This window comes from Bordetella tumulicola, assembly GCF_965138755.1.
GTDB lineage: Bacteria > Pseudomonadota > Gammaproteobacteria > Burkholderiales > Burkholderiaceae_B > Bordetella_A > Bordetella_A tumulicola.
In genome coordinates, this window is the sequence record NZ_CBCSFP010000004.1 from 181,635 (window position 1) to 201,844 (window position 20,210).

18 protein-coding genes are annotated in these 20,210 nt (G+C 58.8%); 5 read left to right on the forward strand and 13 right to left on the reverse strand.

Annotated elements, in window-relative coordinates; genetic code table 11:
* Positions 1-62: 62 nt before the first annotated feature.
* Complete coding sequence (locus ACNAZS_RS13375; protein ID WP_415789991.1) at positions 63-1,631, reverse strand: ABC transporter substrate-binding protein; 1,569 nt, start codon at positions 1,629-1,631, stop codon at positions 63-65.
* 262 nt (positions 1,632-1,893) lie between these two features.
* Between ACNAZS_RS13375 and pdxR the strand changes: the two genes are divergently transcribed.
* Positions 1,894-3,444, forward strand: a complete 1,551-nt coding sequence (pdxR, locus tag ACNAZS_RS13380; RefSeq protein ID WP_415789994.1) for a MocR-like pyridoxine biosynthesis transcription factor PdxR — start codon at positions 1,894-1,896, stop codon at positions 3,442-3,444.
* A 21-nt stretch (positions 3,445-3,465) separates the two neighbouring features.
* Here the strand turns inward: pdxR and gabT are convergent, their stop codons facing one another.
* The 5 genes from gabT to ACNAZS_RS13405 form a co-directional block, all read right to left on the reverse strand.
* Positions 3,466-4,731 (reverse strand): 4-aminobutyrate--2-oxoglutarate transaminase, encoded by a 1,266-nt coding sequence (gene gabT, locus ACNAZS_RS13385; RefSeq protein ID WP_415789996.1) that lies wholly within the window; start codon positions 4,729-4,731, stop codon positions 3,466-3,468.
* A 181-nt stretch (positions 4,732-4,912) separates the two neighbouring features.
* Entirely contained in the window at positions 4,913-5,902 is a 990-nt protein-coding gene (locus tag ACNAZS_RS13390; protein WP_415789998.1) for a M23 family metallopeptidase, read from the reverse strand.
* Positions 5,903-6,083: 181 nt separating this feature from the next.
* Positions 6,084-7,115, reverse strand: coding sequence for an HlyD family secretion protein (locus tag ACNAZS_RS13395; protein WP_415790000.1), 1,032 nt, complete (start codon positions 7,113-7,115; stop codon positions 6,084-6,086).
* Between the two features lie 22 nt (positions 7,116-7,137).
* A complete protein-coding gene (locus tag ACNAZS_RS13400; RefSeq protein ID WP_415790002.1) occupies positions 7,138-8,718 on the reverse strand; it encodes an MFS transporter in 1,581 nt (526 codons plus the stop codon).
* Entirely contained in the window at positions 8,715-10,187 is a 1,473-nt protein-coding gene (locus ACNAZS_RS13405; protein ID WP_415790004.1) for an efflux transporter outer membrane subunit, read from the reverse strand. Before ACNAZS_RS13405 ends, ACNAZS_RS13400 begins: the two co-directional genes overlap by 4 nt.
* A 203-nt stretch (positions 10,188-10,390) precedes the next feature.
* On the opposite strand from ACNAZS_RS13405, the gene ACNAZS_RS13410 reads away from it, so the two are divergent.
* Together ACNAZS_RS13410 and ACNAZS_RS13415 are read left to right on the forward strand one after the other, a co-directional pair.
* Positions 10,391-11,053, forward strand: a complete 663-nt coding sequence (locus ACNAZS_RS13410; protein ID WP_415790006.1) for a TetR/AcrR family transcriptional regulator — start codon at positions 10,391-10,393, stop codon at positions 11,051-11,053.
* On the forward strand, positions 11,050-11,955 hold the full coding sequence (locus ACNAZS_RS13415) for a LysR family transcriptional regulator (RefSeq protein WP_415790008.1): 906 nt from the start codon (positions 11,050-11,052) through the stop codon (positions 11,953-11,955). The genes ACNAZS_RS13410 and ACNAZS_RS13415 overlap by 4 nt, the downstream gene beginning before the upstream one ends.
* Before the next feature lie 65 nt (positions 11,956-12,020).
* Here ACNAZS_RS13415 and ACNAZS_RS13420 read toward each other — a convergent pair whose 3' ends face one another.
* From ACNAZS_RS13420 to ACNAZS_RS13430, 3 genes are all read right to left on the reverse strand, one after another.
* Positions 12,021-12,764 (reverse strand): ABC transporter substrate-binding protein, encoded by a 744-nt coding sequence (locus ACNAZS_RS13420; RefSeq protein ID WP_415790010.1) that lies wholly within the window; start codon positions 12,762-12,764, stop codon positions 12,021-12,023.
* Positions 12,765-12,910: 146 nt separating this feature from the next.
* A complete protein-coding gene (locus ACNAZS_RS13425; RefSeq protein ID WP_415790012.1) occupies positions 12,911-13,945 on the reverse strand; it encodes an Ldh family oxidoreductase in 1,035 nt (344 codons plus the stop codon).
* Between the two features lie 47 nt (positions 13,946-13,992).
* Positions 13,993-14,994: a Bug family tripartite tricarboxylate transporter substrate binding protein gene (locus ACNAZS_RS13430; protein ID WP_415790014.1), complete on the reverse strand. Its 1,002-nt coding sequence runs from the start codon at positions 14,992-14,994 to the stop codon at positions 13,993-13,995.
* A gap of 114 nt (positions 14,995-15,108) precedes the next feature.
* On the opposite strand from ACNAZS_RS13430, the gene ACNAZS_RS13435 reads away from it, so the two are divergent.
* Complete coding sequence (locus tag ACNAZS_RS13435) at positions 15,109-16,005, forward strand: LysR family transcriptional regulator (protein ID WP_415790020.1); 897 nt, start codon at positions 15,109-15,111, stop codon at positions 16,003-16,005.
* 9 nt (positions 16,006-16,014) lie between these two features.
* On the opposite strand, the gene ACNAZS_RS13440 is transcribed toward ACNAZS_RS13435, so the two are convergent.
* Positions 16,015-16,479: an Lrp/AsnC family transcriptional regulator gene (locus ACNAZS_RS13440; protein ID WP_415790023.1), complete on the reverse strand. Its 465-nt coding sequence runs from the start codon at positions 16,477-16,479 to the stop codon at positions 16,015-16,017.
* Between the two features lie 168 nt (positions 16,480-16,647).
* Between ACNAZS_RS13440 and ACNAZS_RS13445 the strand changes: the two genes are divergently transcribed.
* Complete coding sequence (locus tag ACNAZS_RS13445; RefSeq protein WP_415790026.1) at positions 16,648-17,841, forward strand: diaminopropionate ammonia-lyase; 1,194 nt, start codon at positions 16,648-16,650, stop codon at positions 17,839-17,841.
* A gap of 62 nt (positions 17,842-17,903) precedes the next feature.
* On the opposite strand, the gene ACNAZS_RS13450 is transcribed toward ACNAZS_RS13445, so the two are convergent.
* Genes ACNAZS_RS13450 through ACNAZS_RS13460 form a run of 3 tightly spaced genes read right to left on the reverse strand, consistent with a single transcriptional unit; the run spans position 17,904 to position 20,178 of the window.
* Positions 17,904-18,749 (reverse strand): fumarylacetoacetate hydrolase family protein, encoded by an 846-nt coding sequence (locus tag ACNAZS_RS13450; protein WP_415790029.1) that lies wholly within the window; start codon positions 18,747-18,749, stop codon positions 17,904-17,906.
* A complete protein-coding gene (locus ACNAZS_RS13455; RefSeq protein ID WP_415790032.1) occupies positions 18,746-19,195 on the reverse strand; it encodes a nuclear transport factor 2 family protein in 450 nt (149 codons plus the stop codon). Before ACNAZS_RS13455 ends, ACNAZS_RS13450 begins: the two co-directional genes overlap by 4 nt.
* 2 nt (positions 19,196-19,197) lie before the next feature.
* The gene (locus ACNAZS_RS13460) at positions 19,198-20,178 is read right to left on the reverse strand and encodes a Bug family tripartite tricarboxylate transporter substrate binding protein (protein ID WP_415790035.1); all 981 of its coding nucleotides are present in this window, start codon (positions 20,176-20,178) and stop codon (positions 19,198-19,200) included.
* Between the last annotated feature and the right edge of the window lie 32 nt (positions 20,179-20,210).

The window sequence follows — 20,210 nt, forward strand, 5'->3', positions numbered from 1 at the left end:
TGGCACCGGCATGCAGGGAAGATGGGTATCTGGACGGGCGCACTGCGCCCGTCCAGAAAGGCTTACTTCTCTATGTACACATCATCGAACGATTCGTTCAGGCCGATCGCGGTCTTAACGAGGTTCTTGATCTTCTTCCTTGACAGCGTGGGGAACTCCATGTCGACCAGATAGCCCAGCGAAACGTCTTCGACCAGTTTTTTCTGAATCTGGGTATACAGCGCCTGGCGCTTAGCCGGATCGGTTTCCGACGCGGCAGCGTTCCAGACCTTGTCCAGTTCGGGATTGTTGTAGCCTTGAACGTTGGCGAAAGGTGAGCCTTTTACGATGTTGGAGGCGATGTGAAAACGCTCGACACCTAGCGCCGGATCGCCATACTGGTAGGCGTAAGAGGTGGTCAGGTCAAAGTCCCAGTTGCCCGTGCGGCTGGCCCAGCCGCCGGCATCGGTGGCTTCCAGGTTGACCTTGAAACCCAGTTGCTCCAGGCTTTGCTTGGTGTATTCGTCCAGCCGTTCCCAGGTGGCGCCATAAGGAAAGCTGAGCAGCCTGATGGTGTAATCGCCCGGGTTCAGGCCTGATTCCTTAATCAGCGCGCGCGCCTGCTTCATGTTGAAATCCATGGGCGGCATATTCTTGTCGTAAAACATTTCCGTGGCGACAAAGGGGCCGGTGGATATCTTGCCCAAGCCGAAGAAAATATTGTTCACGATCAGCTTGCGGTTCATGGCGGCCATGACGGCACGCCGTACCTTGACGTTGTCGAACGGCGGTTTGCGTTCGTTGAATATCAGGTAGGCTTGCGGCGAGAACATTTCCCAGCCCTTCGTGGTGTAGTCCACGTCGGGGAGGGCGCGCAGGCGCTTGATATCGACGTTATCGACGTCGCCGCCGCGCAGGACGTCGACCGTGCCCTGCTCGAAGGCCACGGCCCGTGAGGCCGAGTCGGGAATGACGTTGAAAATCAGCTCATCCAGATAGGGTTTGCCTTCTTTCCAGTAGTTGGGGTTGCGCTCGAGTTTGATGTACTCGCCCCGTTTCCATTCTTTGAACATGAATGGGCCTGTCCCGATGGGTTTCTGGTTGGCCGGATTCGTGGCGTAGTCAGAGCCCGCGTATATGTGCTTTGGCATCATCGGTGCAAAGCCCGGCTCGAACATGATCATGAAGGCCGAGAAGGGGGTCTTGAGCTTGATCTTCACGGTCAGGTCGTCGACCTTCTCGACGGAGTCAACATATTTGGCCAGAATGACACGGGCGCGCCCGTGTGTCTTGGGCAACATCTCCGCTAGCGAGAACACCACGTCGTCAGCGGTGAACGGCTTGCCGTCGTGCCATTTCACACCCGAGTTCAGATGGAAGGTGTAGGTCATGCCGTCGGGGGAGGTTTCCCAGGACTTCGCCAGTCCGGGCTGCGGCTTTAGATCGTGCGTGTAGGTCAACAGGCTTTCGTAGATCTTGCCCGCGACGTACTGGGTGGGAGCCTGCTGATTGAGCGCGGGAATCAGTATCGGAGGTTCGGGTTGGACAATCATGCTGAGCGAGCCGCCCGGCGTCTGGGCGATGGCGCCGTTCACGGCCAGGCTCATCGCCATGGCACCCAAGCTTAGTTTGAACCACTCTTTCAATCTCATAGGGATCTCCCTTCAGGAATCCTGCAAATGGGTATGGATAGGTGCGACAGCTTGTTGTGGTACTGCGGGTGATACGTCAGGGGTGTTTGAGTTCTTGTACGCCGCCGAGCGCTTCGATGGCCGCCGTGATCTGTGTGGTAGTCAGCTTCAATGCCCATCCCCTCGAAATCTTTCTTAGATGTCTCGCGATGCCGAGGCACAAAAGTAGATGACATTTGGTACTCTATAAAGGTCCATTACCTCGATTATTTGCGGGGCCATTATGCGTGAAGTGATTTTGTCAGAATTTCTACTGCAAAAACTGGAGCGCAAAGGGGCCACATCGCTCGCTCGCCAGCTATATGACGTTCTTCGTCAATTGATCCTTGCGGGTGACCTTGGCGCAGGAACCAAATTGCCCGCCAGCCGCGTGCTCGCCAAGGAAACGGCCTTGTCGCGCAATACCGTGCTGGGCGCTTATGAGCAACTGCAGTCCGAGGGCTACGTGGTATCCACGACGGGGAGCGGTACTTTCGTTTCCGATACGGTGCCTTCCTTACCCCTGCGTCATTCGGACCGGACCGATGTGGCGGCAGTGGTGCCTGCGCATCTGGCCTTGTCGCGGCGAGGGGCAGACTTGGTTCGGAATGCGCAAGCCTCCAGTGTGCAGTGGGGAGCATTCACGCCGGGCGTGCCCGATGTCTCGCTGTTTCCGCATGAGATCTGGTCTCGCCTGACCAGGCGGCGTTGGCGCAAGCCCGATCCGGCGCTGCTGACGTATTCCCACGGGCCGGGCTACTTGCCTTTGCGCACCGCGCTGGCACAGCACTTGCGGTTCGCGAGATCCGTGGATTGCGAGCCGGATCAGGTGATCGTCACAAACGGCGTCCACCAATCGCTGAGCCTGATTGCGGGCCTATTGGGCGACAGCAATGAAGTTGCCTGGATCGAGAACCCGGCATATTGGGGTGCGCGCACCGTATTGAAAGCAAACGGACTTCGTGTTCAACCCATTCATGTGGACGATGAAGGCATGGCGCCTAGCGAAGAGCAGATGCAGACGCCGCCGCGCTTCATGTTCGTCACGCCTTCTCACCAGTACCCGCTGGGCACGGTCATGAGCCTGAGCCGGCGGCGCATGCTGCTGGAATACGCGCATCGCAACAATAGCTGGATCATTGAAGACGACTACGACAGCGAGTTTCGTTACGATGGTCGCCCGATCGCGTCGTTGCAAGGGCTGGATAGCAATGAGCGCGTTATCTATCTGGGTACGTTTTCGAAGACACTGTTTCCCGGTTTGCGGCTGAGCTTCATGGTGGTCCCCAGGGTATTGAGCGTGCACTTTGGAACGGGGCTGTCCGAGCTTTACCGGGAGGGACGTTTGATCGACCAGGCCGTGCTGGCCGATTTCATGAACGATGGCCACTATGCCAGTCACATACGGCGCATGCGCACCCAGTACGCGCGTCGCCAGACGCTGTTGCGCGACGCAATACTGGCGCAATTCGGCGGCGGCTGGCCGATTTCCACACACGAGGCGGGGCAACACCTGGTCATGCACTTGCCCGAAGGCACGGACGATGTCGGTATCGTGCTTGCGGCACGATCCCTGGGTATTTCTCTCAGGCCGCTATCTCGCTACTATGCCGGAGGCGGGGGACGGGCAGGACTGGTTTTGGGGTATGCCTGCGTACCCGACGATGTCATCGGGCCCGCCTTCCAAAAGCTCGTGCCCGCTATTGTCCCGGCGCTGGAGCATGTCAGCCGCTCGCGTCAGCAGCCCCGCAAATCCAGCAACATGATCAACGAAGGCGCATGGAGCGGGGCATGATGAACGCTGACGATAGCGGAGTTACGTGGTCAGTGTGTTCGCCAGGATGTCCAGCGCGCGGTCGAACTGCTCGTCAGGAATCGTGAGCGGATACAGAAACCGTAATACATTCCCGTAGACGCCGCAGCTCAGCAATATCAGCCCCTGTTCGATCGCCTTGTCCTGGATCTGCTTGACCCGCGCGGCATCCGGCACACCTGTGCTGGGATCGTTGATCTCGAGGGCAACCATCGAGCCCAGGCCGCGCACGTCGGCGATCGCAGGACAACCGCCCCGCAGGGTATTGAGGCGATTCATGAGTTTTTGCCCGAGCTGGTTCGCGCGCTCGCACAATTTTTCATCCTCGATGATATCGAGCACAGCGTGGGCGGCGGCGACCGACAGCGGATTGCCCGCATACGTACCACCGAGTCCGCCTGCTGAGGGGCTATCCATGACCTCGGCGCGGCCGACCACACCAGAAATGGGCATGCCACCGGCCAGGCTCTTGGCAATGCACATGATGTCGGGCTCGACGGAATGGTGTTCCATGGCGAACAGTTTGCCGGTCCGGGCAAAACCCGTCTGCACTTCATCGGCGATCAGCAGTATGCCGTGTTCGTCGCAGAGCAGGCGTAGTGCCGTCATGAGTTCCGGCGGCGTGATATTGAAGCCACCTTCGCCTTGTACGGGTTCAATGATGATGGCGGCGACGCTTTTGGGGTCGATGTCGCTCTGGAACAGCAGGTCCAGCGCCTTGAGGGAATCTGCCACGCTGACGTCCTGCGTCACAGTGGGAAAAGGGACATGAAAGATATCGTTGGGCATTGGGCCAAAGGAAAGCTTGTAGGGCGTTACTTTCCCGGTAAGGCCCATGCCCAGCAGCGTGCGCCCATGAAAGCTGCCCGTGAAAGCCACGATGCCCGACCGCCCAGTGTGACTGCGGGCGATCTTCACGGCGTTTTCTATCGCCTCGACGCCGGTGGTGAAGAAAGCGGTTTTCTTCAGCCCTGAAATCGGCACGATGGCGTTGATGCGTTCGGCCAGCGCCACATAGCTTTCGTACGGCACGATCTGGTAGGCGGTATGCGTGAACTGATCCAGCTGCTTGGCAATGGCGGCTTTCACCCTGGGATGGCAATGGCCCGTATTCAGAACCGCGATGCCGCCCGCGAAGTCGATGTACTCTTTGCCCTCCGCGTCCCACAGTGTCGCGTTTTCCGCGCGCGCCGCATAGAAATTGCACATGACGCCTACGCCTCTAGGCGTGGCAAGCGAACGGCGCGTATTCAAATCAAGGTTTTTCATGGCGATCTCAGCAAGTCCGTGGATTGCCCCCAGGGCAAGGTGGAAATCCTGTTTTCAGCAGGTCTCTACCTATTAAAGGGCAGTTTGGACCCATACATAAGAGCCATTTATTTAAATTTGATGGTGCCATTTCAGGAAAACGTCATTGGACGCCGTGATCAACGGTCCGACTCGGCGTTGATCAGTTCATTGGCTCAATGATTTCGCCTTTCGTGGGCTCGCCTCGTTTGACTAGGTTGCGGTTGGAGCGGTAGTTCACGAATTGGGCTGGCAGGCCTTCACCCTGACCAAGCGTCGGACTGGTTTGCAGATGAAAATGCAGATGGGGCTCGGAGGTATTGCCGCTGTTGCCACATCGGCCGACCTCATGTCCCGCCTGGACATGATCGCCTTTATGGACCGTCACCGTGCCTTGTCGGATGTGAGCCAAAAAGCCGTATTCGTTGTTTCCGAAATCGATGACCACATGATTGCCGGCTGGATGCGCAGGGTCGGTGCTGCCGATACGTTGATCCGGCAAGCCATCGACGGCATGCACGACTGTTCCATCTGCCGACGCTAGAATCGGCTGATTCCAGCAATGGTAGTTTGCCAACACGGCTGGATCACCCGAATGAGTCTTGCCATCCCTGACGATGACCAGATCGATGGCAAAACGCTGTCCGCGATCAACGGCATGGTAGTTATCGTCCAGGCCGCGCCCACCCCAGTACACATACCACGGGCCTTCGATCGGCAGGCGTAGATCGGCGCGAGTCTCGTAATCAAGGAATCGACTGGACGCCTCGGCAGCCTTGGGTCTGACAAAAAAGCCTGAAATCCTGTCATCTGGATCGAAGGCGACCACGAGTTCGATCGGTGCGGATGTCCCGCTCCAACGGGAAAGCCGCGTGTATACCTGGTGAGAACGCTGCGGTGCCACCACTTCTGACAACACTTCTGTCTCCGTGCCAAAGCGATGCCGCACCTGATCGCGCACGGTCATCAACGCCTCTGCTGACCTTAGCGCGTCGTGCATTTCGGGCGTCATGTCTTTCCAGATCGATTGAACGTCGCCTTGCGCAAAAGATCGAGCGACGGCTTGTCCGCGCGCGAGCGGATCAGCAGTGGCAGGCGACGAAAGCGTGATGCAAGCAAAGGCCGCCGCTGTGCAGGCCAACCAACGAATCATCGGTGCTCCAGGTCGTTCTTCTCACGTTTGAATGTACCTTCGTTTTGCTGAGAATTGCATGCAAGCCGAGACAGAGGCCTGGGAAAAGGTCATCACTGCAAGAAAAATTTTCTTGCAGTGAGCGCGTCCCAACGACCGCAAATTTTGCCTGGCTCTGCGTGGTTCTGAAGATGGTCGGTTCTTATCTGGATGCTTTGATCGCGACTTTCGTGTTGGTTTGCCCTGCGCCGACCTCCACGGTTGGCGTCACCGACATTCCGACACGAAGCCGCGCCGCGTCTGCTTGGCCGGCGGCCAAACGGATGCGAATGGGAAGACGTTGGACGATTTTCGTGAAGTTCCCCGTGGCATTGTGTGGTGGCACCAGGGAAAAGCTCGATCCGCTCGCGGGCCCCAGGCTCTCGACCGAGCCGTTCAGCCGAACGCCGGGAAGTGCATCCACGGTGATGTCTACCGATTGGCCGATTTGCATGCGGGCAAGTTGGGTTTCCCGGAAATTGGCTTCGATATAAACCTTGTCAAGCGGAACGATCGTGAGTTGTGCCTCGCCAGCGTGGGCATAGCCACCAACGCGAATGTGTCGCTGCGCGATGACGCCCGAGCTCGGAGCGATCACCGTGGCATAACTTAGTTTGATCTCGGCGTCGGCCGCCATCGCGCGGGCTTTGGCGAGCTCGGCATTGAGTACGACAACCTGCTGCTCTGCGAATTGCAGTCCAGCTTGATCACGTTCGAAGGCGGCGCGCTGGACAGCCAGATCGGCCTCGGCTTGTTGTTGCGCCTGAATTGTGCCCGATCCATCGCGTGCCAGATTCGTAAACCGTTTGTAATTCCTCTCGGCTAATTTGACATTCGCGCTGGAGGCGGCCTTCGCTGCGCGTGCCTGGGCGATCAAACTTTGTTGCCGGTCTAGTTGGGCTCGCAGACTGTCTACCGCGGCTGTCGCGCTGTTCAGATCCGCTCGCAATCCACGATCATCAATATGAAAGAGCGGATCTCCCGCTTGTACCCACTGGTTGTCCTCGACGGCAACCGTTGTGATGACACCGGATACTTGAGGCGCGACGACAGTCATATCCGCTCGTACGTAGGCGTCGTCAGTACTTTGTGAAAGCGCGCTGGACTCAGGTTTGTTCAGAATCAGCACCGCTGCCGTCAAGACTACGAGTGCGACAAGACCGATACCGGCTTTTAGATGGAAATTCTTGCTCATTTCTTCGTTTTGGTTAGCAAATTCAGGTTGTAGGACCGGCTATGGCGGGGGAGGCGACGGCACGTGAGGCGCGAGGTACCACTGGAGCAGGGATGTACCGGAGTTTCAGCACGACGGGGATTAACAGCAATACCATGAGGCCTATCACTCGATAGACATCGGCTGCGGCCAGCACGCTTGCTTGTCGGGTAATGAGCTCGACAAGCTCGTGAGACGGAATATCAAAGCCGCCCCATCGACCCATGGCGTTACCTGCCTGATCCCGCAGTGTTTCGTAGTGAAAACGGGTCCGTACGACATTCAATTGGCCAATGACGGCACCGGCAAAGATCGTACTGATGACCCGGACGATGTTGACCAGACCTGCTAGAAATGGGCCTTCTATTGGCTGTATGACGCTTACGATCAGAAAGAGCATGGCAACCATGGCTAATGGCTGGCCAATAACGTGCAGTAGCGTGGCCCCCAGGAACTGTGGAACCATCCACTCATCGGTGACGTAGGATGCCAGCCAGCACGCGGCGGCCATACAAGCCAGTCCAGCGGCGAACACGTGTCGGGCATCTATCCAGCGCCGATATAGAAGCGTGGCCACCGCGGAGCCTAAAACAAGTTGCGGGGCACCAATCATTAAACCCAACGACGCGGTTTGTTCCAGTCGAAATCCATGGAGCCCAGCAAGCACATTCGCTGGCAGACCGGCGCCGGAAAACATGGCCACCAGGAGTCCGATCAGGGTGACGAATCCTAGCCAGATATTCCGGCGCTTTAATAATTCGAGTTGCACGAAGGGTGCGGGATGGCACCACTCGCTTATTAAAAATAATGCCGTGAACGTCAGTCCGATTCCGAGCGCGACGGTGATCACGGGCGATTGAAACCAATCCAGACGCACGCCCTGATCGATGCCGACCGCGAGCAGCATCAAACCTGGCATTGCGAACACCATGCCAAACCAGTTCGCCTGCTTGATCCGAGGTAAGGCCATCGGCAATTTTGGAATACCCCAGGCCACCATCGCCATGGCGATCAGGCCGAGAGGAATGACATGCCAATATGCCCATCGCCAGTCGTCCATGCGGTCCGCGCATAATGCCGCCAGCCAAAGTGCAATATTTGGGGATAGCGTGGCTGTCATCGCGAAAAGCGCCAGGCCATGTAGCCGAATCGGCGCGGGCAGAAAACGTAACGCGGCCATCATCAAAATGGGAACCAGCGATCCGGCGCACAGACCATGTAGGGTTCGCAAGAGCAGCAGTACATGCAGATCGCGAATGAACGGCAGCACCGTCGTCAATGCCATCGCTGCAGCAAGCATGGCGATATGAAAACGGCGCATAGAGAAAGTGATGGCAAACCATGCGGCAAAGGGCATCGCGGCGAGTTCGCCCGCCGAATAGGCCGTCGTTAACCAGGATATGTCGTCCTTGGAAAATCCAAGCCCACCCTGTATATCAATCAGCACCAGCGAAGGAACGCGACCGCTTAGGCCCGACACCATGGCGGCAAGCAGGATCCCCAGCAGCCCAACGGCCAGACGAGGTCCGAACGCCGGTTCGGAAGGCGGGGCCGACGGTGTGCTGGCGGATGTGGGGGCGTTCATGACGTTGCCTTCGGTGCGGCTCCGGTATTGAGTTCAGGCGACCAACCACCGCCCAAGGCTCGATATAGCGACACCACCGCAAGCGCGGACGCCGTGGCGGAGTCGGTCAGATCAGCCTGGCTTGCGAGAAGCGTGCGGCGCGCGATCAGGACAGTCGTGAAATCAGCCGCGCCCTGCTGATAGGAGCGCCGGGCGATGGTCAGCGCGGTCTGGTTGTCGCGCATCGCCGATTGAAGCTGTTCATGTCGCTTCAGTTCACTGGCATAGGCGCCCAGCGCGTCGTCCACCTCGTGCCAAGCTTGTAAAACGGTGTCCTGGTAGGCGATTGCCGCCAAGCGATGTCGGACTTCGGTCAGTTCTAGCTGGCGGCGGAGCCGGCCGCCTTCAAAGATCGGCAAATACAAGGAAGGGCCGAACGCGTATTGCCTTGATGCCCAGCTTCCCAAGTCGGACAAGTTAAAGGCTTGCATGCCTATCGTGCCGGTAAGACTGATGCGGGGATAGAAGTCTGCCTTTGCGGCACCGATATCCGCGACGGCCGCACGCAATTTAGCCTCTGCCTGCAAGATATCGGGACGTTGCTTGGCGAGTTCCGAGGGAATGCCGATCGGTAGCCGGGAGGGCATGCTGGGCAACGGCGCCGTCGCCAACTGCGCGTCGAGTTCGCGCGGGGCCTTACCCGACAGGCGTGCCACGGCGTTCATCAGCGCGGCGCGTTCGTGGTGCAGCTGCGTTGCACGCGCCTCTAGGGCGGACACATCGGCGCGGGCAGACACGGCATCGAATTTGCTGACGACTCCGTTGCGCTGCCGGCTTTGCGCCAAGCGCACCAGGTTACGGGCAATATCGAGATTTTCATTGACGATCGATTCCTGCGCCTGCAAGCCTCGCAGCACCAGATAGGTACGCGCAAGTTCAGCCGTGACGGATACTCTGGCTGCCTTGCTGTCGTAGTAGGTGGCTTGCAGGTTGGCCCGCGCGGACGCGCTGAGATGCTGTAAATGTCCCCATAGGTCGATTTCCCAAGCGGCCTGCAGGCCGAGCGACCACGTGTCATATCCCGCTGTGGGCGCGCCAAGCTGGTGAATCGGCGAGTTTTCGCTGATGGCATCCCTGGCGTACCCTGCGTTTGCGCCCACGTTAGGACGACGCCGGGCATCTGCCAGGCCAAGTTGCGCCCGGCTTTCCTCGATGCGCAATGCAGCGGCCCGCAGCGTCAGGTTTGATTCGATGCCGACTTCCAAGTCCGTCAGAGTCGAATCATTGAACAAATCCCACCAGCGCTGCGGCGCAGACGCCTCGTCCAGCGCGGGCTGGCTGGCGATGATGGACTCGCGCGAATTCAGGGCTGCCGATGCCGGCCCGATGGACGGCGTGTCGAACGGCTGCACGGCCACACAACCCGCCAACAAGACGGCTGACGCAAGCGGAGCGAGGCAGATGGATGCCCTTTGAGCAGGACGGTGCATGTCATTCCTTAACTGAGTTCAATACCGCTTGGTCTCCTGATCCTGTCTTCGCATTGAAAGGTCAGCAGGTGCCAGTATCAAATAAAAGAAACCGATCGGTATCTTAAATCTTAAAATTTCAACCAGTCAAGCAAAAACATAGGTAATAATCATTGATTAATAACGATACCGAAAGGTATACTTGCCAAAATTTGGAGCCTTCAGTGATCGATACAGCACATCCTCACCCCGACAAGAAGCAGGTGATTCTGGACGCAGCGGCATCGGTTTTTCTGACCCATGGGTTCAGCGCAGCGACGACCGACACAATTCAGCGCGCGGCGGGGGTTTCCAAGAAGACGCTGTATGCCTGCTTTCCAAGTAAGGAAGCCATGTTCCTGGCAGTCATCGAGCGGCAATGTGCCTCCATGGACGCGACGGTCCGGTCGATTAAGCCCGCGCCCGGTGACCTCAGCAAGACGTTGACGGATGTCGGCAGGGCCTATTTGGATATCGCCTTGTCCGATATCGGCGTGGCGTTGTTCCGCGTAGTGATCGCCGAGGCGCCCAGATTCCCACAAGCGGGCAGGTACTTCTATCTTGCGGGGCCGCGCGCGGCGACTGTGATAGTGGCTGATCTCCTCAGCGCGGCTTCCCGAGCGGGCGATATTGACATCCACGCCATCGGCGCCGAAACGGCGGCGTCGTTGTTCATCGGCATGCTCCGCACGGAAGGTCAGTTGGAATGCTTGCTACATCCCGGATCAAAACCCTCGGAAGAAAGCCTTGATCGATGGGTGCGGTTGGCTGTTGATACCTTTCTAGGCAGGTTCGAGACGAGCGGCAAGGCAAGCGCTGCGGCGGACCGCGGAGGCGGCGAGCGATGAGAAAACATATATCTTTAGATGACGTCCGGTGTTTTGTGGAAGTCGTCAGGCGAGGCACGTTCACGGCCGCGGCGGACGCGATGGACATGTCTATCGCGACATTTTCTCGGCGTGTCGGGTTGCTGGAACAAGCGCTAGGTTTTACCCTCTTGCTCCGCTCGACTCGCAAGGTGAGTCTGACGCAGGTTGGCGAACACTTTTATCAGGAGTGTATTGAGGGTATCGATAGCATTCTGACCGCCAAGGAGACCATTCAGACTACGCTTGAACGTCCCGAAGGGAGGCTGAAGGTTTCCATTTTGCCGGGCTTGACCGCCGTTGTTCCAGGCGTCGTCCAAGATTTACGTCGGCAATATCCGCAGCTCACTTATGAAATTGAACTCGGGGGCGTGGCGTCACCGATCGAGCATACTGGTTTTGATGTGAGCATACGCGGAGGTATGCAAAAGGACTCAAAACTCATTCAGAAGCCACTGGCCGAAATGAGGCGGATCCTGGTGGCGTCGCGCTCCTACCTTGCCCGAGCGGGTCGTCTGAAAGCACCGTCAGATCTCTTGAATCACGAGATTATGGGTTCGGGCGATGAGACGATGTGGGAGTTGCGGCGAGACGTGGAAGTTCAACGCGTCCCGGTGTCTGCCCACTTTGCCAGCAACAGTACGCTGCTGGGGGTGGAGATCGCGGCGCAGGGAGGGGGGATCGCCTGGGTGCCTTGCCACATCGGTGTCGATAAGACAATCGATGCGCATGATCTGGAACGCGTACTTCCTCAATGGGAGTTGAGCCCGATCACGTTGTATGCGCTTTATGAGAGTCGGGTCATCTCCGCACGCGCAAAGGCCTTTCAAGACACGTTGGTACGTCATATGACCCATGCCGTGTCCAGTCCGATTCTTAGGTGAGTCCACACCGGGCTAGCGGGTCTCTAGTTCCCGTTATTTGTGGGGTCGCTGTGGACGCCACCTGGCTACGTAACGTCCGATGCCAGTGCTACGGCGGCGCCCTGTATATGGTGACGTTGCAGGGCCTGGGCCACGAAGCCGCTGGCTTTCATCTCCTCGACGAAAGCGCTGAGCGTCGCGGCGGCGGCAGGGCTGCGGCCCTTGGGTAGGCCCATGGCCTGGCGGATCACCATGAAGCTGCCCGGCAGCATGCGCAGGCCTGAACGGCGGGCCATGTCGGCTTCCAGTTGTTGTTTGACGCCGGCTGCCACGTCGGCGTTTTCGGCCAAAAAAGTATCGACGACGGCGGGCGAGGTGGGCGCGCGCAGGATCTGCGCTTGCTTGAGTTCACGCGTGAGGTACAAATCGTACGCGCTACCTTTGCCTACCATGACACTGATGCCTTCGCGGTCGACGGCGTCGCGCTCGCGCAGGGACGAGTCGTCGCGCACCAGATACGCTCCTTCGATCAGGACATAGGCATCGGTGAATGTGATGCCGGCGCCGCGCACTGGATCGATAGCAAAAAAACCGATGTCGGCTTGCTCATCCGTGACGGCCTCGACGGATTTACCGGCGCTGTCCCAGACGACCAGTTCCAGTTCAACACCCAACTGCTCGGCGAACGCGCGGGCCAGATCGATGGATACGCCTGCCGGCTCGCCGGTGTTCGGGTCGCGGCCGGCCAGGATGGGATTGCCCAGGTTGATGGAGGCGCGCAACCGCCCAGTGGGAGTGAAGGCGGCGATGATCTTGGGATCGAGAGTCATGCTAGGTCCAGTAATAAGGTCAGGTGCTGTAGCGGGCGGTTTGCTCGGTGTGGCATAGGTCGATAAGGGTGCGTTCTATAAAGTATCGCCGAACCCGGCGTTCAGCGCAGCCTGCCGGCTCGCTGGGGCCGCCGGATTCGCCTGTGTCATGCCTGCGCAGCGTGACGCTGCAGCAGTGTCAGCACGGCCGGGTCGACCACGATGCCGTCACGCTGTTGGCGCGCCATATTGGCCAGCTCAATCTCGCCGGGCACGATGACAGGCTGGTCGGCCTGGGCGGGCGGGCTGCCGTGCAGGATGGCGGCAAAGTCCGTCATGCGTTCGGTCAGCCAGGCTGCCGACCCCAGACGCGTGGTATCGATCAGGATGAAGAAATGCCCCAGGTTTTGCGGCTGGTCGGGCGTATCGACCCACGATTTCACATGCGTGAGATAGGCGGCGTTGGACAGTACGCCCGCAAACATATCGACCAGCAACGCCAAGCCATAGCCCTTGTGTCCGCCGATCGGTAGCAGAAAGCCATCGAGCGCTGCGGCGGGATCGGTGGTGGGGCGCCCGTTGTGGTCGGTTGCCCACGTGTCGGGGATCGTCGCGCCGCGCTTGAGCGCGTTGCGGATTTTGGCGCGTGCCACCACGCTCATGGCCATGTCCAGCAGGAATGGCGGGCCGTCGGGATTGGGCACGCCGAAGCCCAACGGGCTGTTCCCCAGCCGGGCGTCGCTGCCACCCCAGGGCGCGATGGTGGTGGTGGCATTGCTGCCGATGATGCTGGCAAAGCCCGCCTGGGCCGCGATCAGCCCGTACGGCGAGATTGGCCCAAAATGGTTACTTTGGCGGGCAAAGGCCACGCCGACGCCACATGCTTTAGCGGCTTCCATTGCGGCGCGCAGGGCGTGCATGCCCACCAGGGGCCCGATGCCGTTGTCACCGTCGATCAGGCGCAGCGCTGGCGCGGGGCTTTGCACGGAGATCCGGGCGCGGGCTTGGATACCGCCTACCAGCAGGCGCTCGCCATACGATTCAATGCGACTCAGACCATGGGTGCTTAGGCCGAACAGGTCGGCCTGCACCAGCACGCGTGCTACGTCGGCGGCGTCTTCCGGGGGAAGGCCCAGGCCCATGAAGGCTCGCGTGCCTAGATCCAACAATTGGGTTTCAGAAAAAACGGTGGAAGAGGTCATTGCTGCGTTCATGTGAGCGAAAGTCCTGTAGGGATAAATGGCGGCTGTTATTCGGTGCGCAGGTTGGCGCGGCGCACGACCTCGCCCCAGCGCGAGCCTTCGGCCTGGATGAAGTCCGCGAATTCCTGTGGTCCGAGCCCCACGGGCTCACTGGAGTCGTGCGCCAGGCGGTCGCTGACGGATTGCGAGCGCAGGGCGATCAGGGCGTCTTTTTGCAGGCGGGCGATCACGGGTGCGGGTGTGCCGGCCGGTGCCAGCAGGCCGAACCATTGCGAGCTCTCGAAACCGGGGTAGCCTTGCTCGGCTACCGTGGGCACGTCGGGCAGCACGGGCAAGCGCCGCGTCGAGCCGACGGCGATGATGCGCACGTTACCCGCCTGCGCGTGCGGCAGCAGTCCGGGCGTACCGGCCGAGGCCGCGTCGATGTTGCCGGCCAATAGGTCGGTGGTTTGCGCGCCGGTGCCTTTGTAGGGCACGTGCATGACGTCGATGTCGGTGGCTGTCTTCAGCATCTCGAACGCCAGGTGACCGGCACTGCCGTTGCCGGCCGAACCGTAGTTCAACACCCCCGGCTTGGACTTGGCCAGCGCCACGAACGAGGGCAGGTCCGTGGCGGGCACCTTCTTGCCCACGGCGAAGATCATGGGCACTTTGGCTAGCAGCGCAATGGGCGCGAAATCGCGCTGAGGGTCATACGGCAGCTTGGACATCATGGCCGGGTTGACCGCCAGCGTGCCCACGTGGCCCAGCAGCAGTGTGTAGCCGTCCGGCTCGGCGCGAGCGGCTTCCATCGTCGCGATCACGCCCTGGCCACCGCCCTTGTTTTCGACGATGACTTGCTGGCCCAGGGTCCGCGACATTTCCGCAGCCATGGCGCGCGCAATCACATCCGAGCTGCCACCCGGTCCGTAGGGCACCAGTAGACGCACAGGACGCTGCGGCGACCATTCCTCGGCGGCCGTGGCGGCCCCGCAGGCAAGCAAGGTCAGGCTGGCCAGCGCCAAGGCTGGCGCGGCGCGCCACTGCAGAAATCGGTGCATCAGGTTCATCGTTGTCTACCTCCGTCTTGGATACCGCAACGCGCGGCTTGATGAGGCGAAATGATGCGCAAACCCGAATATCCAGTAAAGTGCAAATATTCGATTGATTATTGATAAAAACGCATGAAATTCGATCTGGCTGATTTGCGTGCATTTCTGACGGTCGCTGACTTGGGCAGTTTTCGCGCGGCATCAGAAGTACTGCACCTGTCGCAATCGGCCCTATCACGGCGCGTCGGCAAACTGGAGCAGGCCTTGGGCGTGCAATTGTTTACGCGCACCACACGCAAGGTCGAGCTCACCACCATCGGCCGTGGATTCGTGCCCCGCGCACGCAATGTCCTGAATGAACTGGAAAGCGCGCTGGTCGGCATTCAGGATGTGGCCGAACGCATGTCGGGGCAGGTCACCATCGCGTGTGTGCCTTCGGCCGTGGCGTATTTCCTGCCTGCCGTTATTCGTGAATACCACCGGCAGTACCCGCGCATCCGCATCCGGCTCGTCGACGAGTCATCGTCGGTGGTTCTGACCGCAGTGGCCGGCGGCGACGCCGACTTTGGTCTGACGTATATCGGCACACAGGATGCCGACATCGAATTCCAACCATTACTGGAAGAGCCGTTCGTGGTGGCGCTGCGCACAGACCACCCGCTGGCGCGTCGTCGCCGGCTAGCCTGGCGCGATCTGGCGAATTGCGAATACATCAGCTTGGCCCAGGGCAGCGGCAACCGTTTCCTGATCGACCAGGCCCTGGCGCACCGTCCCGATCGGCCGCGATGGTTCTGCGAAGTGCAGCATGTGCCGGCACTGGTCAGCATGGTCGAAGCGGGCCTGGGGGTGGGCGTGGTGCCTCAGTTGGCAATGCCCCCTGTAGGGCATACGGCCCTGGCCAGCGTGCCATTGCTCGATCCCGTCGTCAGCCGCACCATCGGACTGATTCATCGGCGCGGACGGGAATTAAGTCCGGTAGCCAAGCTGCTTTATGAGATGGTCGTGAAAATGCGGGGCACAGGCGCGTGATGTCACCTTCTAAATCGGCACCGACATTCCTGTTTTGACCCGATCCAGAGCCACAAGCGTCTTGAATGCTTTTACGTTGTTGTTGTCGTGGAACAGACTACGAGTCAATGCGACGTACTGCTCCATGTCGCGTACCAAGAAAATAAGCACGAAGTCGCACTCCCCCGCGACGTAGTAGCACTGCTGGATCTGGGGGCAAGACGTAAAGCTGCGCTGCATCTCTTGTAGCAACTCAGCGCGTTCGCTCTCTACCTTGACCTCCACAATGATGGTGAGGCCATGGCCTAGGGCTTTGGGATTGAGACAGGCAACATAGCGTTCGATTACGCCGGCATGACTCAACAGCTTGAGTCGCCGATTGACGGCCGCCGTCGACAAGTTGGCGAGTTCCCCTAAATCACGCTGCGCCAAGCGCGCGTCGTTTTGAATCGCAGCAAGCAAGGTCCGGTCATATCCGTCCAGCTCCATTGTCATGAGGAATTCCTTTCCAGTAACGTGCGAGAAATTCGTAAATTATTCAAATTTATGGGCAAATTTTCAGCTGTTTAGACACCCTTGGGGAAATATTATTTCATCTATGGACTATGACGGGAGTTCTTCGATGCCGTCATCTACTTTCCCTCGGAAATTCCCAAGGACGCTATGTTTATCCTGAATGCCCACCCTGACCACAACTCTGCCCTGGAATATGCAGATGAAGGCATGTTCAATGCCGATTCGATTCACAAAGCCGCAACGTACATTGCTGCCCGTCCAGGCTACGCAGTTACTCCGCTGGTTTCCTTGCCTGGGCTGGCGTCTGACGTTGCGGTGGCCTCCATTCAGGTGAAAGACGAAAGCGCTCGGTTCGGCCTGGGTAGTTTCAAGGCGCTTGGAGGCGCCTACGCGGTGATTCGTTTAGTTCTTGAAATGGCGGGAAAGCGTCTTAACCGTGTTGTCGATATGTCAAACATCGAGGAAGAAGACGTTCGCGCGGTCGCACGCGAAATCGTCGTCGCATGCGCCACCGACGGTAATCACGGCCGCTCCGTGGCCCAAGGCGCCCAGGTGGTCGGAGCCCGATCAGTGATTTTCGTCCACGCCGGCGTCAGCGAGGCACGCATTGCCGCCATTGAAAAATTGGGCGCTGAAATCGTTCGGGTTCAGGGCAACTACGATGATTCTGTGGCCCAAGCCACATCTACGTGCGAACGAGAGGGCTGGATGGTGGTGTCGGACACCTCATGGCCTGGGTATGAATACGTTCCTTTATTGGTCATGCAGGGATATACCGCCATGCTCACAGAGGCGATCGAACAATTGGATGCGCCGCCAACGCATGTGTTCGTTCAGGCCGGTGTTGGAGGTATTGCGGCTGCAACGGCGGCGTTCTTCTACTTAACGTACGGCGAGCGACGACCGCAGTTCGTGGTCGTCGATCCGGCACGCGCTGCATGTCTTTACGAAAGTGCCCGGCTTGGGGCGCGCACGCGTGTGGCAGACGCTGGCCCGACTATCATGGCAATGCTGGAGTGCTACGAGCCTTCCTTGGTGGCTTGGCGCATTTTGACCCGCTGCGCGGATGCGTTCATGACGGTGGATGAGGATGACGCGGTCAATGCCATGCGCTTGCTCGCAAAGCCGCACGAAGGTGATCAACCGATTGTTGCCGGCGAAAGCGGTTGCGTAGGTTTAGCAGGCTTCTTGTCCGCAATGCGTGATCCTGAAATCAAGGTAGCGCTGGGCATTGATGCCGAGTCGCGCATCTTCGTGATCAATACTGAGGGTGCGACAGACGCGACCCTATATGAGCGGCTCGTGGGGCAGGCGCCGGAGGAAGTGTTGATAACACGTTGAGGCCGTGCCTCTATCTAGTAATTTTTGGTACGCAATCTTCCTAAAATCTGGATATCCGTATTCTAAGACGGATATCCCACGGTATTAGTCAACGTTCCCACCTTGCTGATCGTCACCTCGACGCGATCTCCTGGGCGCATCCAGACTGGAGGCGTACGACCGCTGCCAACGCCGGCCGGCGTACCGGTCGCGATGATGTCACCACACTTAAGCGGTGCGATGGTCGAAAGATAAGCAATGAGTGCGGGTAACGTATAGGTCATGTTGCTCACTTGATCGCGTTGCACTTCGCGGCCGTTCAAACGAGTGGATATCACAAGTGTTTCGGGATTGCCGACGGCATCGGCCGTGGTTAACCAAGGGCCGCAAGGGGCTGTCCCCGGAAAATTCTTTCCGGCAGTGACCGACTGCTTCTGCCAATCGCGCACGCTGATATCGTTGAAGCAGGTGTAGCCGGCAATATGCGTCAGTGCCTCGGTCTGCGCGATGCGCGAGCCGCCACGACCGATCACCAACGCCAGTTCCCCCTCATAGTCCAGGCATTCCGACACCTCCGGCATTGGAACCTCACCGTTGTGCCCCAGCAGCGTATCGCCTGCTCGCAGGAATATGCTGGGATGGCGTGGCATTTCTCGGCCGACCTCTTCGACATGGGCACGATAGTTCAGACCGACACAAAGAATTCGTCCCGGTAGGGCGACTGGTGGCAGCAGGGTTAACTGTTCCAGAGGGAGTTGGCATAAGGACGGGGCAGAGAAATATTGTGCTAGCTCACTGCCTGACTCGGTGAGCACACGTATCATCTCACTGGAGCGAAGCGCGGCCGGCGCTTCGACGAGGACGCCCTTTTCCTCCAATACCAGCCCCCAACTGGTGCGGTCTTCTGTACGGAAGCGAGCCAATTTCATGCGGATACCTCTTCAGCAGGTAACGATGGATCAAATTCGAACAGAGAAGTCGTCGATAGAGTGGCAATGCGCCAACCTGAATCCGTGTGCTCGAAGCCAATTTTTACGTCGGACATTCGCCAGGGACCGCGAATCAATAGTGGCAATGTGGCGTTCGGTGATGCATGTGAACGGACCACCGTCATATACAAGTGGCCACAGGCGGCTCCGTTCGTTTCGGGGTCGATGGTCAAATTGCTGATGACGTGCCGTGTCCGTAGCGTCGCTGCGCGTTTTGACAGGGCAGTCCGAATGGCGGTCAAGCCTGCATGGCCGTTTCCCATTCGGGTCATGCTGGCATTCGCTGTGAAAATGTCTTTCAGCGGCGCGTAGTCATGTGTGTCCAGGCTACGGTAAAAGCGATACACCAATGCAGTACAGGCTTCACGGTCGGTAGGGCGCTGCATGATCAGCCTCTGTTGATATCGGACTGGCCGATGGAGCGTTTCCAGAATGCCGATTCGCCGGCCACGAAATTTGCAAAATCGGTGGACGATCCGCCTTGTGGGACGTTACCCGCGTCATGCATGGACTTACGCACGGCGGGATCCGTCAGCGCTATGTTGATTTCTCGATTCAGCTTGGCGGTTAGCGGTGCAGGCAGATTGGCTGGAGCCATAATCCCGCCCCACGCCTGGACATCAAAGCCGGCAATGCCACTTTCGTCCAGGGTTGGCACGTCGGGCAGCATTTCAGCTCGCTTGATCGAGGTGACAGCCAAGGGCCGAATTTTTCCATCACGGATAAAGGGAAGCGGTGCAGTGAGATTATCTATCATCAAGTTGACCTGCCCGCCGACCAGATCCATCAGGCCGGGCGCACTACCTTTGTAGGGAATATGGCGCAGCTCGATGCCGGCAGCTCTGCTCAAGAGTGCGATAGCCAGATGCTGAGAGCTGGTTTGTCCGGGGGATGCATAGGTAATCGTATCCGGCGGCTGTTGCTTCGCATAACGAATAAGGTCAGTGATGTCTTTTACGGGCAGTGAGTTGTTGGCAGTCAACACCAGCCCGGCACGGCCGATCAATGTGATGGGCGTGAAATCATTCAGCGGGTCGTAGCCCAGTTTCGGATTGAAGTGCGGGGCAATCGCATGGCTGCTGGATGTCGCGTATAGCAATGTATAGCCATCGGGACGCTCGGCAGCCACTGCCTGGGCGGCAATGGCGCCGGATGCACCCGGACGATTTTCCACGATCACGGGTTGTCCTATTTGCTTTTGCAACGCGGCGCCTAGCAGTCTTACCGTGTTATCCGACGATCCACCCGGCGGAAAACCTACGATGATCTTCAAGGGCCGAGATGGGTAGTCCGGTGTGTTGCCACGAGCCAGTAGGGGAATCGAAATACCAATGGCCATGGCCGTGATGAACTGTCTGCGTTGCGTCATGTTGTCTCCATTTTTTATATATATGTTCAATC